At 72.0% G+C, this 15,794-nt stretch carries 12 protein-coding genes; 8 read left to right on the top strand and 4 right to left on the bottom strand.

Annotated elements, in window-relative coordinates; all coding sequences use genetic code 11:
• Positions 1–18 precede the first annotated feature (18 nt).
• Positions 19–1,767 (top strand): ABC transporter ATP-binding protein, encoded by a 1,749-nt coding sequence (locus B0I28_RS25535; RefSeq protein WP_106366691.1) that lies wholly within the window; start codon positions 19–21, stop codon positions 1,765–1,767.
• A gap of 10 nt (positions 1,768–1,777) precedes the next feature.
• On the opposite strand, the gene B0I28_RS25530 is transcribed toward B0I28_RS25535, so the two are convergent.
• A complete protein-coding gene (locus B0I28_RS25530; protein WP_181245965.1) occupies positions 1,778–2,974 on the bottom strand; it encodes a serpin family protein in 1,197 nt (398 codons plus the stop codon).
• Positions 2,971–4,167, bottom strand: a complete 1,197-nt coding sequence (locus B0I28_RS25525) for a serpin family protein (RefSeq protein ID WP_106366689.1) — start codon at positions 4,165–4,167, stop codon at positions 2,971–2,973. Before B0I28_RS25525 ends, B0I28_RS25530 begins: the two co-directional genes overlap by 4 nt.
• 172 nt (positions 4,168–4,339) lie before the next feature.
• Between B0I28_RS25525 and B0I28_RS25520 the strand changes: the two genes are divergently transcribed.
• The 6 genes from B0I28_RS25520 to B0I28_RS25495 all read left to right on the top strand — a co-directional run bounded on the left by B0I28_RS25520 (position 4,340) and on the right by B0I28_RS25495 (position 12,849).
• Positions 4,340–6,250 carry an elongation factor G gene (locus B0I28_RS25520; RefSeq protein WP_106366688.1) on the top strand — a complete coding sequence of 637 codons (1,911 nt, stop codon included), beginning with the start codon at positions 4,340–4,342 and terminating at the stop codon, positions 6,248–6,250.
• A gap of 150 nt (positions 6,251–6,400) precedes the next feature.
• Positions 6,401–7,480 carry a LacI family DNA-binding transcriptional regulator gene (locus B0I28_RS25515; protein ID WP_219926987.1) on the top strand — a complete coding sequence of 360 codons (1,080 nt, stop codon included), beginning with the start codon at positions 6,401–6,403 and terminating at the stop codon, positions 7,478–7,480.
• Entirely contained in the window at positions 7,477–8,829 is a 1,353-nt protein-coding gene (locus B0I28_RS25510; RefSeq protein WP_106366686.1) for an ABC transporter substrate-binding protein, read from the top strand. The genes B0I28_RS25515 and B0I28_RS25510 overlap by 4 nt, the downstream gene beginning before the upstream one ends.
• Complete coding sequence (locus B0I28_RS25505) at positions 8,826–9,779, top strand: carbohydrate ABC transporter permease (protein ID WP_106366685.1); 954 nt, start codon at positions 8,826–8,828, stop codon at positions 9,777–9,779. Before B0I28_RS25510 ends, B0I28_RS25505 begins: the two co-directional genes overlap by 4 nt.
• Positions 9,776–10,660: a carbohydrate ABC transporter permease gene (locus tag B0I28_RS25500; protein ID WP_106366684.1), complete on the top strand. Its 885-nt coding sequence runs from the start codon at positions 9,776–9,778 to the stop codon at positions 10,658–10,660. The genes B0I28_RS25505 and B0I28_RS25500 overlap by 4 nt, the downstream gene beginning before the upstream one ends.
• 68 nt (positions 10,661–10,728) lie before the next feature.
• Complete coding sequence (locus B0I28_RS25495) at positions 10,729–12,849, top strand: beta-galactosidase (RefSeq protein WP_106366683.1); 2,121 nt, start codon at positions 10,729–10,731, stop codon at positions 12,847–12,849.
• An 835-nt stretch (positions 12,850–13,684) separates the two neighbouring features.
• On the opposite strand, the gene B0I28_RS25490 is transcribed toward B0I28_RS25495, so the two are convergent.
• The gene (locus tag B0I28_RS25490; protein ID WP_106366682.1) at positions 13,685–14,566 is read right to left on the bottom strand and encodes a sigma-70 family RNA polymerase sigma factor; all 882 of its coding nucleotides are present in this window, start codon (positions 14,564–14,566) and stop codon (positions 13,685–13,687) included.
• Positions 14,567–14,624: 58 nt separating this feature from the next.
• The gene (locus B0I28_RS25485) at positions 14,625–15,194 is read right to left on the bottom strand and encodes a TetR/AcrR family transcriptional regulator (protein WP_106366681.1); all 570 of its coding nucleotides are present in this window, start codon (positions 15,192–15,194) and stop codon (positions 14,625–14,627) included.
• A gap of 108 nt (positions 15,195–15,302) precedes the next feature.
• Here B0I28_RS25485 and B0I28_RS25480 point away from each other — a divergent pair, with 108 nt between their 5' ends.
• Positions 15,303–15,731 carry a DUF4267 domain-containing protein gene (locus B0I28_RS25480; RefSeq protein ID WP_106366680.1) on the top strand — a complete coding sequence of 143 codons (429 nt, stop codon included), beginning with the start codon at positions 15,303–15,305 and terminating at the stop codon, positions 15,729–15,731.
• Positions 15,732–15,794: the final 63 nt, after the last annotated feature.

The following is a 15,794-nucleotide window of genomic DNA, read 5'->3' as shown; positions in this document are numbered from 1 at the left end:
CGGCCCGATGGAGAACACATGAGCACCATGGCAACAGCTCCGGCGCAGGACCGCCTGCCGGTCGCCGGGCCCGCGGAGGTCCGCCGGGCCGTCGGGCGGCTCCTGGCCGCCGACAAGGGCCGGGCCTCGGCCGTCCTGCTGCTGTACCTGTTCGCGGCCGCGTTCAGCGTGTCCGTGCCGATCCTCCTCGGGAAGGTCGTCGACGGCATCGGCGCGGGCTGGAGCGGCGCGCAGGTGAACCTCGTGTGCGCGGTGATCCTCGCGTGCGTGTGCGTCCAGTTCGTGCTCAGCCGCCTCGGGCGCCTCTCGGGGTACCGGTTCGGCGAGCGGGCCGCCGCGCGGCTGCGCGAGTCGGTCGTGGAGCGGGTCCTCGGGCTGCCGCTCGTGCAGGTCGAGCGGGCCGGGCGCGGCGACCTGGGGACGCGGACCGCCTCCGACGTGAACGTCGTCGCCGACATGCTGCGCGACAACGGGCCGACCGTGGCGACCCTCGTCATCGAGGTGGTCGTGCTGTACGTGGCCACGTTCGTCGCCAGCCCGGTCCTGGGCCTGGTGGCGCTGGTGACGGTGCCGCCGCTGTACCTGGCCGCGCGGCGCTACCTGCGCCGGGCCGCGCCCGCGTTCCTGGAGCAGCGGGCCGCGATGAGCGAGGCCGCGGAGACGGTGAGCGCGTCGGGGGCGGGGGCCCGGACGGTGGAGTCCCTTGCGCTGCAAGAGGAGCGGCGGGCCCTCGGGTACGGCCGCGGGCAGGCGATGATGGACCGGATGCTGCGGGTCGTCAAGCTTCAGACGAGCTTCTTCACGCTCCTGCTCATGATCAACCGCGGCCAGCTGGTGCTGGTGACCCTCGCGGCCGGGATCTGGTACTTCCAGGGCGGGCTGACGCTCGGCACCGCGATCGCCGCGATCACGGTGACGGTGCGGATCGCCAACCCCACCAACGGGGTCATGACCCAGCTCGGCGAGTTCCAGCAGGGCGCGGCGGCGCTCGCGCGCATCGAGGGCGTCAACCTCGTGCCCGCCGAGCCGCGCGAGGCCCGGCCCTCGGGCGCGGACCTGCGGATGGACGGCGTGACCTTCGGGTACGGCGACGGCCCCGACGTGCTGCACGGCCTGAGCCTGCACCCCGCGCCGGGCGAGCGGCTCGTGGTCGTCGGGCCCTCCGGGGCCGGGAAGTCCACGATCGCGCGGCTCCTCGCGGGGATCGACAGGCCGCGCACCGGGACGGCGACGCTCGGCGGCGTCCCCGTGTACGACATCGGCGTGGAGGAGCTGCGGCGGCACGTGGTGCTCGTGACCCAGGAGCACTACGTGTTCACGGCCTCCTTGCGGGACAACCTGATCCTGGCGGCGCCCGACGCCGGGGACGACCGCCTGGAGGAGGCTCTGCGGCGCGTGGACGCCCGCTGGGCCCTCGACGAGGGCCTGGACACGATGCTCGGCCCCGAGCACCGCAAGCTCACTACGGCTGAGGCGCAGCAGATCGCGCTCGCGCGCGTCGTCATCGCCGACCCCGACATCGTGATCCTCGACGAGGCGACCGCCGGGATCGACCCCGCCAGCGCGGGCCGGGTCGAGGCGTCGCTGGCGGCGGCGCTCGCTGGCCGCACGGTCATCGCCATCGCGCACCAGCTCCAGGCCGCGCGCTCGGCCGACCGGATCGCGGTCGTCGAGGACGGCCGCATCGCCGAGGCCGGGACGCACGACGAGCTGCTGGCCGCGGGCGGGGTCTACGCGGGCCTCTGGCATGCGTGGCAGGGGGATTGAGCCCGAGCCCTCACGCGAGGGCGGGCTCGGCGACCCAGCCGGCGACGAGGACGAGCCCGGTGGGCCGGTGCACGGCCATGTAGGCGAAGGGCCGGTCGAAGACCACATCGGCGCGGACGCGGCGGTGCTCGAAGACCGGCGCGAACCCGTAGCCCGCCATGGCCGTCACGGTGACGGCCGCGGCTTCGAAGCCGGTGGGGCCGAAGCGGGCCGTGCACGACTGCCGGGCCTGGGAGACGAAGAGCCTGCGGGCCGCGAGGCGCTCGAAGCGGGCGCGTTCGCGGTCGGCGGCGAGCGTGAGGCCGAGCGCCTCGGCGTCGCCGGTCAAGTCGAGGTCGGCGGTGACGTCGAAGGCGACCGCGGTCGCACCGATCTCCGGGCCGGTCTGCGGGGAGGCCGCCATGTACTCGCTGACGCGGACGCCGATCGCCTGCTCCCCCACCGCGAGTGAAGTGGCCGAGCGGCCCCATGAGGGGTCGGCGGCGTCGAGGAGGGCGCTCATGACCTCGTGCGGGGCGAGGTCGTCGCGGCCGAGGCCCAGGAGCACGTCGATGTCGCCGTCGCCGCGGACGGTGAGCACGGTGGCGTCCTCGGCGACGCGCAGGACGTCCTCGCCGTAGGTGGCGCGGAGGATCCGGGGCCGCTCCAGGACGGACCAGGGTCCGGTCGCGAAGGGCGCGTGGGAGGTCTCCTCGAACTCGACGGCCCATTCGGTGCGCACGAGGAGGGCGCTGGCGAGGAGCAGCTCGATCGGGTCGTCGGCGTCGAGGTCGACGGGCATGGTCTCGATGAGGCCGTCGGTGTTCGCGGCGGCCCAGGCGTCGAGGGCGGCCTTGTCTGCGGCGGCGTCGCCGGTGAGGGAGCCGATCGCCTCGACCGGGAGCTCTGCGGTCCAGTCGGGGTCGAGGACGACCTCCGGCCCGGCCCACACGCCGAGGGCGAGGTTGAGGCCGTCGGCGGCGCGGGCGCCGTCGAGGAGGCGGCGGGGCAGGGCCGCGGCGCGGGTCGCGTCGAGACCGAGGGCGGCGAGGAGTTCCCTGTGGGTCTTGCCTGTCGCGCCGTTCGCGAGCATCGCCAGGAGCGGCCAGATGCCGAGTCCTGAAGCGGCCGCGGGGATCTCGTCGCGGGAGGCGAGCCAGCGCCTGGTGAGGGCGTTCGCGGCGGCGACGTCGGCGGGGGTGAGGGCTTCGTGCAGTGCGGTGGTCATGCGGTCTCCGGTTCGGCGACCCATCCGGTGAAGAGGACGAGTCCGGTGGGGCGGTGGCGGACGAGGAAGGCGAAGGGCCGGTTGAAGTCGAGGCCGATGCGGACGTGGCGGTGGTCGCGGCGGGGCAGGCCCGCGGCGCGGGTCATCGCCATGGCGGTGACGGCGGCGGCTTCGAAGCCGGTGGCGCTGAAGACGGCCCGGCAGGTCTGGCGGGCCTGGCTGACGAACGTGGGTTCGGCGGCGAGGCGGTCGAACCGCGCGCGGGCCTCGTCGGAGGCCAGGGCGAGGCCGAGCGGGCGGGCGGCGTCGAGGACGTCGAGGTCGGAGGAGACGTCGAAGCGGACGGTCCGGACGTCGACTTCGGGGCGGGTCTGCGGATAGGCGGCGCGGTGCTCGGTGACCTCGACGCCGATGGCGCGGTCGCCGACGGCGAGGCCGCTCGCGGGCCGGGTGTGCGAGGGGTCCTCGGCCGTGGCGAGCAGCGAGGCGACGACGAGGCCGGGGTCGCGGCCTTCGGGCCCGAGGCCGAGGACCACGTCGATGTCGTCGTCGCCGGGGACGGTGAGCATCGAGAGGTGGTCGCCGACGCGCAGCAGATCGGCGCCGAGGGTCGCGGAGAGGCCGCGGCACTGGCCGAGGCGGGCCCACGGACCGGTCTTGAAGGAGCGGCGCACGTCGGTGAAGGGCGTGGTCCAGGTGGTGCGTACTGAGAGCGCGCTCGCCAGGACGAGGTCGATGGGCTGCGAGAAGTCGAGGGGCATCCGGTCGATGAGGCCGCCGGTGCTGCGGGAGGCCCAGTCGTCGAGGGCGGCCTTGTCTGCGGCGGCGTCGCCGGTGAGGGAGCCGACTGCGTCGACGGGGAGCCGGGCGGTCCAGTCGGGGTCGAGGGTGACGCGGGCGCCGGCCCAGACGGCGAGGGCGAGGCGGATCGAGCCGGTGGAGCGCAATGCGTCAACGAGGGCCGCCGGGATCTCGGCGGCCCGTTCGGGGGTGAGCCCGGCGGCGGTGAGGAGTTCGCTGCGGGTGTCGCCGACGGCGCCGGTCGCGAGGACCGCGAGCAGCGGCCACACTCCGAACCCTGACATGACCGGGAGCGGCGCGCGGGCGTCAAGCCAGGCCCGGGTGAGCCGGTTGGCGGCTTCGACGTCGGCGTCGGTCAGTGCGCGCTGGATGGTGTCCTCGCTCGTGCCCATGGTGCGGAGCCTAACCCGGGACCGCCCGTCCGGAAAACCGGTTGCGGCATCGCGGGAGGGCGTTTAGCGTCGCCGGTATTCAGTCCGAATCGATGCAGAGAGGGGTCCGACATGCGCCGGACTTCGGAGTTCACCCAGCGAATCCAGCCGAACTCTGCTCTGAGGACTGTCATTGTCATTCTTGAATCTGGGGATTCTCGCCCACGTCGACGCCGGTAAGACCAGCCTGACCGAGCGACTGCTGTTCGACGCGGGGATCATCGACCGCGTCGGGAGCGTCGACTCCGGGAGCACGCAGACCGACTCGATGGAGCTGGAGCGCCGCCGCGGGATCACGATCCAGTCGGCCGTCGTCGCGTTCCGCTTGGGCGGCACCACCGTCAACCTCATCGACACGCCGGGGCACACGGACTTCATCGCCGAGGTGGAGCGCGCGCTGCGCGTGCTCGACGGCGCGGTCCTGGTGGTCTCCGCGGTCGAGGGCGTGCAGGCCCAGACCCGGGTCCTGTTCCGCACCTTGGAGCGGCTCGGCGTGCCGACGCTCCTGTTCGTCAACAAGGTCGACCGGCGCGGCGCCCGCGAGGCGGGCCTGCTCTACGACCTCGCCTCGATGCTCAGCCCGAACCTGCTGCCGATGGGCACGGTGGAGGCGATCGGCACCGGCGATGCGCGGGCCGTCCCGTTCGCGTTCACCGAGCGCGCCTTCGCGGACCGGGCCGCGGACCTGCTGTCGGCGGGCTCCGACGAGTTCCTCGCCGCGTACCTCGACGACCCCGGGGCGCTCGACTACGAGGCGGAACTGGCCGCGCAGGTCCGCACGGGGCAGGTGCACCCGGTGTACTTCGGGTCGGCGGTGACCGGGACGGGGGCGGCCGAACTGACCGAGGGCATCCGCCGCTACCTGCCCGTGCCGCAAGGGGATCCGGAGGCCGAGGCGGTCGGCACCGTGTTCAAGGTGGAGCACGTCGGCCAGAAGATCGCCTATGTGCGGATGCGCGCGGGCCGGATCGCGCCGCGCGACGCGCTGACGGCGTACCGGCGCGGCGAGTACGGGGCGGTCGAGGAGCACGAGGGCAAGGTGACCGCGGTCGAGGTCTTCGACCACGGCACGGCCACCGTCCCGGGCGAGGCCGGGCCGGGTTCGATCGCGAAGGTCAAGGGCCTGAGCGACATCCGCATCGGCGACGCGATCGGGTCGCCGGACGGCCTGGCGGGCGGGGGCCTGTTCACGCCGCCGACGCTGGAGACCGTGGTGCGCCCGGCCGACCCGAACGACCGCGTCCCGCTCAACCGGGCGCTGCTCAGCCTCGCCGAGCGCGATCCGCTCGTGGACCCGCACTTGGACGAGCTGTCCGAGGAGATGGCGGTGCGCCTGTACGGGGAGGTGCAGAAGGAGGTCGTGGCCTCGCTCCTCGACGAGGAGTTCGGCATCGGCGTCGAGTTCGAGGAGACCCGCGCGATCCACGTCGAGCGGCCCGTCAAGCCCGCGTCGGCGCTGCACGAGATGGGGCAGTGGGCGCAGACGACGAACGTCGCCACCGTGGGGCTGCGCCTGGAGCCGGGCGAGCCCGGCTCGGGCCTGCACTACGGGCTCGAAGTGGAGCGGGGCTCGCTGACGCGGGCGCTGCGCAACGCCGTGGAGGAGGGCGTGTTCGCGTACCTGCGGCGCGGCCTGTACGGCTGGGCGGTCACCGACTGCAAGGTGTGGCTGACCGCGACCGGGTACATCGGGCGCACGAGCACGGCCGCGCACTTCAGGGACACGACGATGTACCTGCTCGACGTGATGCTCCGCGAGTCGGGCACCGTCGTGTGCGAGCCGGTCAACCGCTTCCACGTGGAGTTCCCGGCGGGCACCGGCAACGCGGTCCTGAAGACGCTCGGGGAGGCCCGCGCGGACATCAAGGGCCAGTTCTCGACCGAGACGACCGGGTACGTGTCGGGGTTCCTGCCGACCGAGGCGGTCCACGGCGTGGAGCGGCGCCTCCCAGGCCTGACGGAGGGCCTGGCGCTGTTCACCACTGAGTTCGAGGAGTACCGGCCGGTGTTCGGGCCGCCGCCGCGGCGCGGGCAACGGGCATAGCGGGACGGGCGGCCCGGGGTTTCGACCCTGGGCCGCTTGTTCGATTTTCGGCGGATTTCGGGCTTTCGCCGTGGATGTCTTGACATGAAACAACAGTGTGACGTACGTTGCATGACAACGTAGTCAGCGCTGGTCAGGAGGTCGCCCCCCATGCCCCTCACGACTCCCCCCGGCGGGACTCCGGCACGGCGCCGCCCGCCCGGCATGACCGACGTGGCGCGCCTGGCCGGGGTCTCGCAGAAGACCGTCTCCCGGGTGGTCAACAACGAGCGGTACGTCTCCGCCGAAGTCCGCGAGAAGGTCCGCAGCGCCGCGCGCGAACTGGGGTTCCGCCCGAACACGGCCGCTCGGGCGCTCATCACCGGCCGCTTCGGCCGCATCGGCGTCGTCGCCCTCGGCACCGCGCTGTGGGGCCCCGCTTCGCTGCAAGTCGCACTGGAGCGCGCTACCCGCGCGGCCGGGATCGCCGTCGTCGTCGCCCACACCGTCGAAGGCGAGCCGGACTCGGTCGGCGAAGCCGTCGAATGGCTCCTCGACCAGGGCGTGGACGCGATCATCATCGCCGACCCCGTCGACGAGGGCGTCGAGGTGCGCTCCGACCCGGCCGTGCCGCTCTACAGCCTCGGCCGCAGCGTGCCCGAGGCCGAGAACCTGCTCGCCGGGGCGTCGAACGCCGAGTCGATGCGCGAGGCCGTGGAGCACCTCCTCGACCTCGGGCACGAGCGCGTCTGGCACATCGCCGGGCCCGCCACCTGGTACCCCGCGTGCGACCGCGTCGAAGGCTGGCGCGCCGCGCACGAGGCCCGCGGCATCGAGCCGCCGCCGCCCGTGGAGGGCGACTGGACGCCCGCGTCCGGGTACGCGGCGGGGCAGCGGATCCTCCGGGACCCGGCCGTGACAGCCGTGGCCTGCGCGAACGACGACATGGCGCTGGGGTTCATCCGCGCCTGCACCGAAGCGGGCCTCGCCGTCCCGGACCGCGTCAGCGTCACCGGGTTCGACGACATCCCCGCCGCCGCCTACTTCACTCCCCCGCTGACGACGGTCTGCCAGCGGTTCGAGGCCGACGTGATCCGCGGCCTCGGCATCCTCCTCCGGCGGCTCGGCGGCGCGCCCACCGGCGCGCCCGAGCCGCCTCCGCACACGGACACGCCCCGGCTCGTGGTCCGCCGATCCACCGCACCGCCCGCGAACCGGCGCAACGAAGCGCCAGGAAAGGACGCCCGATGACTCCCCGCTTCAGACGAAGGACGGGGCTCGCCGCCGCGGCCGCGAGCCCGTTCGCCTTCGCCGCCTGCGCCCGACAGCCCGTCGAGCCTCCCGAGCACGTCAGCCAGGCCCAGATCGACGACGCCATGCGCACCCCCACCGAACTGAACTTCTGGACGTGGGTGCCCGGCATCGAGAAGCAGGTCGCCCTCTTCGAGGAGGCCTACCCGGACATCAAGGTGAAGGTCACGAACGCCGCCCAGGGCGCGGGCCACTACGCGAAGATCCGCACCGCGCTCCGCGCCGGGCGCGGCGCCCCCGACGTCGCGCAGATCGAGTACGAGATGGTCCCGGCGTTCACCATCACGGACCACCTCCTGGACCTGCGGCCCTACGGCGCGGGGGAACTGGAGGACCAGTTCGTCGAGTGGGTGTGGGCGCAGGTCAGCGGCGCGAACGGCGAGGTCTGGGCGATCCCGCAGGACACCGGCCCCATGGGGATGCTCTACCGGGCCGACATCTTCGACGCGCACGGCATCGAGGTGCCCGCGACGTGGGAGGCGTTCGCCGACGCCGCCCGGACCCTCCACGAAGCCGACCCGGAGGTGTACCTGACGAACTTCCCGCCCAGCCAGGGCGCGTTCTTCTCCGGGGCCCTGTGGCAGGGCGGGGCCGACCCGTTCGCCGGGTCCGAGGGACCGGTCCTCAAAGTCGACGTCGTCTCCGAAGCGGCGCAGCGGGTCGCGGACTACTGGTCCACGCTCGCCGCCGAAGGCGTCGTCTCCACCGACCCCGACTTCTCCGACCAGTGGTACCAGGCCGCGAACCGCGGCAAGTACGCCACGTGGCTCACGGCCGCATGGGGACCGGTGTTCCTCCAGTCCACCGCCGCGTCCACGAGCGGCAAGTGGCGGGCCGCCCCGCTGCCCCAGTGGGAGTCCGGCGACGAGGTCGCCGGGAACTGGGGCGGGTCCACCAACGGGGTCTTCAACATCACCGAGCACCCGATCCAGGCCGCGGTGTTCGCGCAGTTCATCAACACCGACCCCGAGTGCACCAAGGCCATGGCGACCGAGCAGTTCCTGTTCCCGCCCACCAAGGCGCTCCTGGAGGACCCCGAGTTCACCGGCCTGGAACTGGAGTTCTACGGCGGCCAGAAGGTCAACGAGGTGTTCGCGCAGATCAGCGCCACGGTCTCCCCCGACTTCCAGTGGCCCCCGTTCAACGACCAGGTCCGCGCCGACTACGGCCCCACCGTCGGCTCGACCATCGCGGCGGGCGGCGACGCCGCCGCCGCCCTCGGCGACTGGCAGGACCGCATCGCCGAGTACGCCGAGTTCCAGGGCTTCACCGTGGAGGAGGGGTCATGAGCACCGACACCGCCGACAGCGCCTCAGCGGCGCCGATCACGCCCCGCAGCGGACGGATCGCCAAGCGCGGCAAGGGAGGCAAGGGCCCCCGCTACGCGAGGACCGGGTACCTGTTCGTCGCGCCGTTCATGATCGCGTTCACCGCGATGTTCCTCGTCCCGCTCGCCTACGCCGCCTGGTTCAGCTTCTTCCGGGAGCAGATGATCGGCGGCAACGTCTTCGTCGGCTTCGACAACTACACGCGGGCGTTCAGCGACCCGCAGCTCATGGCCGGGCTCGGCCGGGTCGCCCTGTTCTTCCTCATCCAGGTGCCGCTCATGATGGCCCTGGCGCTGTTCTTCGCGCTGGCCCTGGATTCGGCGCTGTTGCGCCTGGCGCGGACCGTGCGCCTGGCGATCTTCATGCCGTACGCGGTGCCGAGCGTCGTCGCCGCCCTCATGTGGGGCTTCCTGTACGGGCCAGACTTCGGGCCGATCGCGCAGCTCGCCGACAAGATCGGCGCGACCGCGCCGGACTTCCTCGGGAACCTCATGCTCGGCTCGATCGCGAACATCGTGACGTGGGAGTTCACCGGCTACAACATGATCCTGCTGTACGCGGCGCTGCGGGCGATTCCGACGGAGCTGTACGAGGCGGCCGCGGTCGACGGGGCCGGGCCCTGGCGCACCGCGTGGTCGATCAAGATCCCGCTGCTGCGTCCCGCGCTCGTACTGTGCATGGTCTTCTCGGTGATCGGCAGCTTCCAGCTGTTCAACGAGCCGAGCATCATGCGCACGCTGGCGCCGAACGTCATCGTCGCCGACTACACGCCCAACCTCTACGCGTACAACCTCGCGTTCGTCGGCCAGGAGTACAACTACGCGGCCGCCGTGTCCTTCGTGCTCGGCTTCGTCATCATGGCCGGCTCGTACCTCTTCATGCTCGCCACCAACCGCAGGAGCCGGTCATGAGCGCCACCCCCGTGAAGCCGCGCAAGGCGCGCCCGAAGCGCAGCACGATCCTCACGATCGGGATGCTCGCGGCCGCCGCCTACTTCCTGCTGCCGCTGTTCTGGCTGGTCGTCGCCTCCACGAAGACCACCGGGGACCTGTTCTCCACGTTCGGGCTCTGGTTCGCCGGGGAGAACAACCTGTTCACCAACATCGGCAACACGTTCACCGCCGACGACGGCGCGTTCGGGCAGTGGCTCGGCAACTCGCTGCTGTACGCGGTGGCCTCCGCGCTCGGCGGCACGTTCCTCGCCGCCCTCGGCGGCTACGGGTTCGCCAAGTACAGGTTCAAGGGCAACCGGGCCATGTTCATGGGCGTCCTCGGCGCCATGGCCGTGCCCTCGACCGCGCTCGCGATCCCGACGTACCTGCTGTTCAGCCAGGCCGGCCTGACGGACACGCCGTGGGCGATCATCCTGCCGTCCATGGCGAGCCACCCGTTCGGCCTGTACTTCATGCGGATCTACGCCGACAGCGCCGTCCCCGACGAGCTCATCGAATCCGGGCGCATCGACGGCGCCGGCGACTTCCGGATCTTCTTCCAGGTCACCGGCCGCCTCCTGACGCCCGCCATCGCCACCATCATGCTGTTCATGCTGGTGCAGACCTGGAACAACTACTTCCTGCCGCTGATCATGCTCAACGATCCGGCGCTCTACCCCGTCACCGTGGGCCTCGCCAACTGGCAGGGCCAGGCCGCGTCCTCGGGCGGGGCCAGCGGCGACTACATACCGCTCGTGGTCACCGGGTCGCTCATCTCGATCTTCCCGCTGATCGTCGCCTTCCTGTTCCTGCAGCGCTACTGGACGACCGGCCTGGTCTCCGGCAGCGTCAAGCAGTGAGGCCGCGGGCCGGGCGCCGTCGCCGGACGGGGCCCGGCCCGCTCCCACCCACCTGAGAAGGGAACCGAATGTCCAACTGGCCCAACCCGATCCTCTTCGGCGCGGCGTACTACTACGAGTACCAGCCTGCGGCCGCCGACGGCCTCGGCTCCAAGACCGGCCTCGACCGGCTCGCCGCCGACCTCGACCTCATGGCCGAGGCGGGGTTCTCGGTGATCCGCGTCGGCGAATCGGTGTGGAGCACTTGGGAACCCGAGAACGGGCGCTTCGACCTCGACTGGCTCCAGCCCGTCCTGGACGGCGCGCTGGAGCACGGCATCGGGGTCATCCTGGGCACGCCGACGTACGCGGTGCCGCCGTGGCTGGCGCGCCAGTACCCCGAGATCGCCGGGGACCGCCGCACCGGGGAGCGCATCCCTTGGGGCGGACGGCAAGAAGTCGACTACACGCACCCGGCGTTCCGGTTCCACGCCGAGCGCGTGATCCGCAAGATCCTGGCCCGCTACGCCGACCACCCGGCGATCATCGGCTTCCAAGTGGACAACGAGCCGGGCCTCCAGCTGTTCCACAACCACGGCGTGTTCCAGCGGTTCACGGACTACCTGCGCCACAAGTACGGCGACGTGGAGACCCTCAACCGCGAATGGGGCCTCGTCTACTGGTCCCATCGGCTCTCGACCTGGGCCGACCTGTGGACGCCCGACGGGAACGCGCAGCCCCAGTACGAGCAGGCGTGGCGGCGGTTCCAAGCCGAGCAGACCACCGAGTTCATCGGCTGGCAGGCCGACATCGCGCGCGAATACGCACGCGAGGACCAGTTCACGACCACGTGCATCTCGTACCCGCGCCCGGCGCTCGACGACCGCGCGCTGGCCGCGCGCCTCTCGATCACCGCCGGGAACCCGTACTACCGCATGCAGGACGCGTTCGCGCTGCCGCACCAGAGCGGCGGCGACGCGGCGAACTGGAACACGCGGGGCACGTGGGCGCTGTACCACTCGGCGGACCGGATGTACTCCTCGCGCCAGGAACCGTTCCTGGTGACGGAGACGAACGCGCAGGCCATCGGCGGGCCCTGGGAGAACCTGCCCGCGTACGACGGGCAGTGGCGCCAGGCCGCGTGGGCGCTGGTGTCGCGAGGGGCCAGGATGATCGAGTACTGGCATTGGCACACGCTCCACTTCGGCACCGAGACCTACTGGGGCGGCATCCTCCCCCACAGTCAGGAGCCGGGCCGCACGTACCGCGAGCTCGCGCGCTTGGGCGCCGAGTTCCGCAAGGCGGGCGCGGCCCTCGACGGGCTGGTGCCGCACGCCGACGTGGCGGTGCTCTACTCCAAGGAGAGCGAATGGGCGCTGACGGCCCAGCCGCCGCTCCAGACCGCGGACGGCGGGCCGGACCGGCGGTCGTTCGAGTCGATCACGGGCCCGTTCTACAAGGGGGCGTTCGACGCCGGGCTCCAGGCGCGCATCGTCCACACCGAGCAGCTCGGTGAGCCGGGCGAGGCGGTCGCGCAGTTCCCGGTGCTCGTGGCGGCGGGCATTTACGCGGCGGACGACGACCTGCTCGACTGGCTGGACCGGTACGCGGCCGCGGGCGGGCACCTGGTGCTCGGCCCGCGCACCGGATACGCCGACGAGGAGGCGCGGGCACGCCTGGAAGTGAAGCCCGCGCGGCTCCACGAGGCGGCCGGCGTCTGGTACGACGAGTTCGCGAACCTCCTCAGTGACGTCGAAGTCCGCGCGGCCGAGGGCTCGGGCCTGGAGCTGGCCGAGGGCGCGGCGGCGCTGAAGTGGGCCGACGGCGCGTACCTGCGCGGCGCGGAGCCGCTCGCGGAGTACGTGCACCCGCACTTCGGCAAATTCGCCGCGGCCACCACACAGGACCACGGCCTCGGCCGGGTGACCTTCGTAGGGACGATCCCCAACGACGCCTTCGCAAAGTCCCTCTTCGAATGGCTCGCCCCCGCGGACCGCTGGCGCCCCTCCCACCCGAGCGTGACCGCCACGAGCGGCACCGCAGGCGACGGCACCACCATCCGTTTCCTCCACAACTGGTCCTGGGAGGAAGTCGAGGTCGAATTCCCGACCGCCGCGGTCGACGCCCTGGACGACACCGAATACGGTCCCGGTTCGCCGATCCGGCTGGGCCCTTGGGACGTGAAGGTAGTACGCGAACAGAACGCTTAGGCGCATTGTTCGAAGGCCCGGGTTCGGTCGTCGGACCGAGTGCCCTTGATGGCGTGCTCCGGCCTCTCCGGCCGGAGTGCGTCTCTCGGGCGTGCTCGCGCCTGCCCCGGGTAGTGCGTCCCGGTGAGCATGGTTGCTGCCCGGTCGGGTGCCCGCGGTGGCGGGTGGTGTTGCTCGCTCACTGTGGAGAGCGGTGGTGCAGTTGGGTGGGCCGTTGCCGCGGTGGAGATCTGCTCGTGGGGTGGTGTCGCGGTGCCGGGTCCTCTAATGCCCGGCCGGGTGCGGCACCGCCTGCCCTGTGCGCGGTCGCTGCGTGCGGCGTGTGTGTGGGTCGGCCTGTCGGTCGCTTCGGTGTTCCGGTCGTGTGCCTCGTAGCGGACACCGCCCGGGGTCGAGGTGATCCCTTCCCCGGGTCCCCCGCCCGATCACCATGCCCCCGTGGGGGTGGTTGACTGCTGCGGGTCCCGATAGCACTCCGGGGATGAGATCTGCCGTCGGCCCGACACCTTGCGTCGGCGGCGCTGCCTCGGAGATCATCTGGTCTGCCGGTCGGCCAGAGGCTTGGCTTAGTCTGCTTGCACCGCCCGACACCTGTACGATTTCCCTGTCCCTGTGCGTACCCCAATCATCCCTCGCACCAGGCGCCACTGTCATCACCCACACGCGGGCAATACCCTCACGTTCCGCCCCCGGACCCCCATGCACCCCAAGGCAACCCGCGCACCCCGCTCCACCGTCCACCCTCTCGTCGCCGCCCGCACGAACCCCAACCCCCACCCCACCCGCAAGCCCGTCCTCAGAACCGGGCCAGAGGTTCCGGCCCCGACGGGTACGCCTAGAGATCCACCAGCTCAAGGGCGGCGATCGTGGTCGGGTCGTTCATGATGGCGATCTCCGTGATGCGGCCGCCTTCGACCGTGCAGGCGAGGACCGCTCGGGGGGTGCCGCCGGGGGCCCACATGGCGCCGACGTGGCCGTCGACGAGGACGGGGATCGCGGCGCGGGCGTTGCCGTTGAAGATCTCGGCCACCTGCTTGGCGCCGATGACTTCGCGGGCGGCGAAGCCGGTGGCGACCGCGGCGGGGTCGGCGACGACTTTGATGTCGGGGTCGAGGACTTCGAGGAGGTCGTCGAAGCGGCCCTCGCGGGCCGCGGCGAGGAAGGCATCCACGACTGCGCGTTGGAGGGGCACGTCGGCGACGGGTGCGCCCCCACGACCTTGCTTTTGAACGACGCGCCGCCGGGCGCGGCTGGCGAGTTGGCGGGTGGCCTCCGGGGTGCGGTCGAGGACCGGGGCGATGCGGTCGAAGGGCACGTCGAAGAGGTCGTGGAGGACGAAGGCGACCCGCTCGGCCGGGTTCAGGGAGTCGAGGACCACTTGGAGGGCGAGGCCGACCGAGTCGGCCATGACCGCCTGGGCCTCCGGGTCGGGGGCGGGGGCCTCGCCGGGGAAGGCCGCGGTGTCGTGGTCGCGGTCGAGCTCGTCCTCGCGGCGGGAGCGGCGCGAGCGCAGGAGGTTGAGGCAGACGCGGGACGCGACCGTGGTGAGCCAGCCGCGGAGGTTCTCGACCTCGGCGGTGTCGGTGCGCGCGAAGCGCATCCAGGTCTCCTGGACGGCGTCGTCGGCCTCGCTCGCGCTGCCGAGCATGCGGAACGCGACCGCGCGCAGGTGGCCGCGGTGCTCCTCGAAGCGCTGCACCAGGACATCGTCGCTCATGGGTCCTCCGTGAAAGTCGGTCAACTGTACTGACCCGCGGAGCCCGCCGGACGTGACATCAGCGGCCGGTGAACTTCTCCAGCACGACCGCCAGGCGCTCCTCCTGGTGCTCGGGGCGCAGGCGCCCGTCGCGGGCCAGCACGGCCAGTCCGTGGATCGCGGCCCAGCCGGCCTCGGTGACCGCCTCGGGATCGTGGTCGCCCGCGAGCGGCGCGAAGACCGCGAAGAGCGGGGCGAACCCGGCCTTGAGGACCTCGGGCGCGTCGGGGCCGAACGGGAGGCCTTCGGCGAGGGTGAACGCGGCCTCGAAGACGGCCGGGTGCCCGGTCGCGAAGTCGAGGTAGGCCTGTGCGACGGCCGCGAGCTCGGCGCCCGGCTCGGCGCCCGCGCGGGCCGCTTCGAGGGCTTCGGCGAGTTCGCCGATGCCCTGGAGGGCGACGGCGTCGACGATCGCGCCGCGGCCCGCGAAGTGGGAGTACAGGACCGGCTGGCTGTACTCGATGCGCTCGGCGAGCCTGCGGACGGTGACCGCGGGCCACCCGTCGGCTTCGGCCATCTCGCGGGCGGCGTTGACGATGAGCGTTTCGCGCTGGGCGCGTTCGCGTTCGCGGCGCTGACTGGTGACCATGCACAAAATTCTAGCACCGCTAGACATCCGAGCACAGCTATGCTAGCGTCGTTCATGTTCCTAGCGATGCTAGATTTCCTAGCTCATGACAAATAAGGGAGATCCCCCGTGAAAGCCCTCCGCATCACCGCCGACACCCTCACCGTGCTCAGCGTCCTGTTCGTCTTCTCCTTCGGCCTCCAGTACCTCCTCACCCCCGCCTCGGTCGCCCCGAGCATGGGCTTCGCCCACTGGCCGACCGGCGAGGCCGCCGACTTCCTCAGCGTCAAGGGCGCCCGCGACCTCGGCTCGGCCATCGTGCTCCTGGTGCTGCTCGTCATCCGCGAGCGCCGCGCGCTCGGCTGGGCCCTGCTCGCCACCGCGCTCATCCCGATCGGCGACGGCTCGCTGATCCTGGCCCACGGCGGCAGCGCCGCCATGGCGTTCGGCGTCCACTACGCGACGGCCGCGGGCGTCATCGTCATCGGCCTGCTCCAGCTGAAGGTCGCGAAGCACCAGGCCGCCGAGCGCACGACCCTCGCGCACGCCGAAAAGTGATCCGAATTTCGCACTCTTGCGCGAAAAACTGAATATCCGTAGCGTCGCACGGGACCGCGCCGA

The sequence above is a fragment of the Glycomyces artemisiae genome, from assembly GCF_003002955.1.
GTDB lineage: Bacteria > Actinomycetota > Actinomycetes > Mycobacteriales > Micromonosporaceae > Glycomyces > Glycomyces artemisiae.
The sequence above is the reverse complement of the archived record's forward strand: the minus strand, read 5'-3'. Positions and strand labels throughout refer to the sequence as shown.

Bases quoted from the DNA above. Each gene is read 5' to 3' on its own strand.
- B0I28_RS25505 (WP_106366685.1), top strand. From the start codon at position 8,826: ATGAGCACCGACACCGCCGACAGCGCCTCAGCGGCGCCGATCACGCCC.
- B0I28_RS25510 (WP_106366686.1), top strand. From the start codon at position 7,477: ATGACTCCCCGCTTCAGACGAAGGACGGGGCTCGCCGCCGCGGCCGCG.
- B0I28_RS25530 (WP_181245965.1), bottom strand. From the start codon at position 2,974: ATGACCACCGCACTGCACGAAGCCCTCACCCCCGCCGACGTCGCCGCC.
- B0I28_RS25525 (WP_106366689.1), bottom strand. From the start codon at position 4,167: ATGGGCACGAGCGAGGACACCATCCAGCGCGCACTGACCGACGCCGAC.
- B0I28_RS25515 (WP_219926987.1), top strand. From the start codon at position 6,401: ATGCCCCTCACGACTCCCCCCGGCGGGACTCCGGCACGGCGCCGCCCG.
- B0I28_RS25490 (WP_106366682.1), bottom strand. From the start codon at position 14,566: ATGAGCGACGATGTCCTGGTGCAGCGCTTCGAGGAGCACCGCGGCCAC.
- B0I28_RS25500 (WP_106366684.1), top strand. From the start codon at position 9,776: ATGAGCGCCACCCCCGTGAAGCCGCGCAAGGCGCGCCCGAAGCGCAGC.
- B0I28_RS25495 (WP_106366683.1), top strand. From the start codon at position 10,729: ATGTCCAACTGGCCCAACCCGATCCTCTTCGGCGCGGCGTACTACTAC.
- B0I28_RS25535 (WP_106366691.1), top strand. From the start codon at position 19: ATGAGCACCATGGCAACAGCTCCGGCGCAGGACCGCCTGCCGGTCGCC.
- B0I28_RS25485 (WP_106366681.1), bottom strand. From the start codon at position 15,194: ATGGTCACCAGTCAGCGCCGCGAACGCGAACGCGCCCAGCGCGAAACG.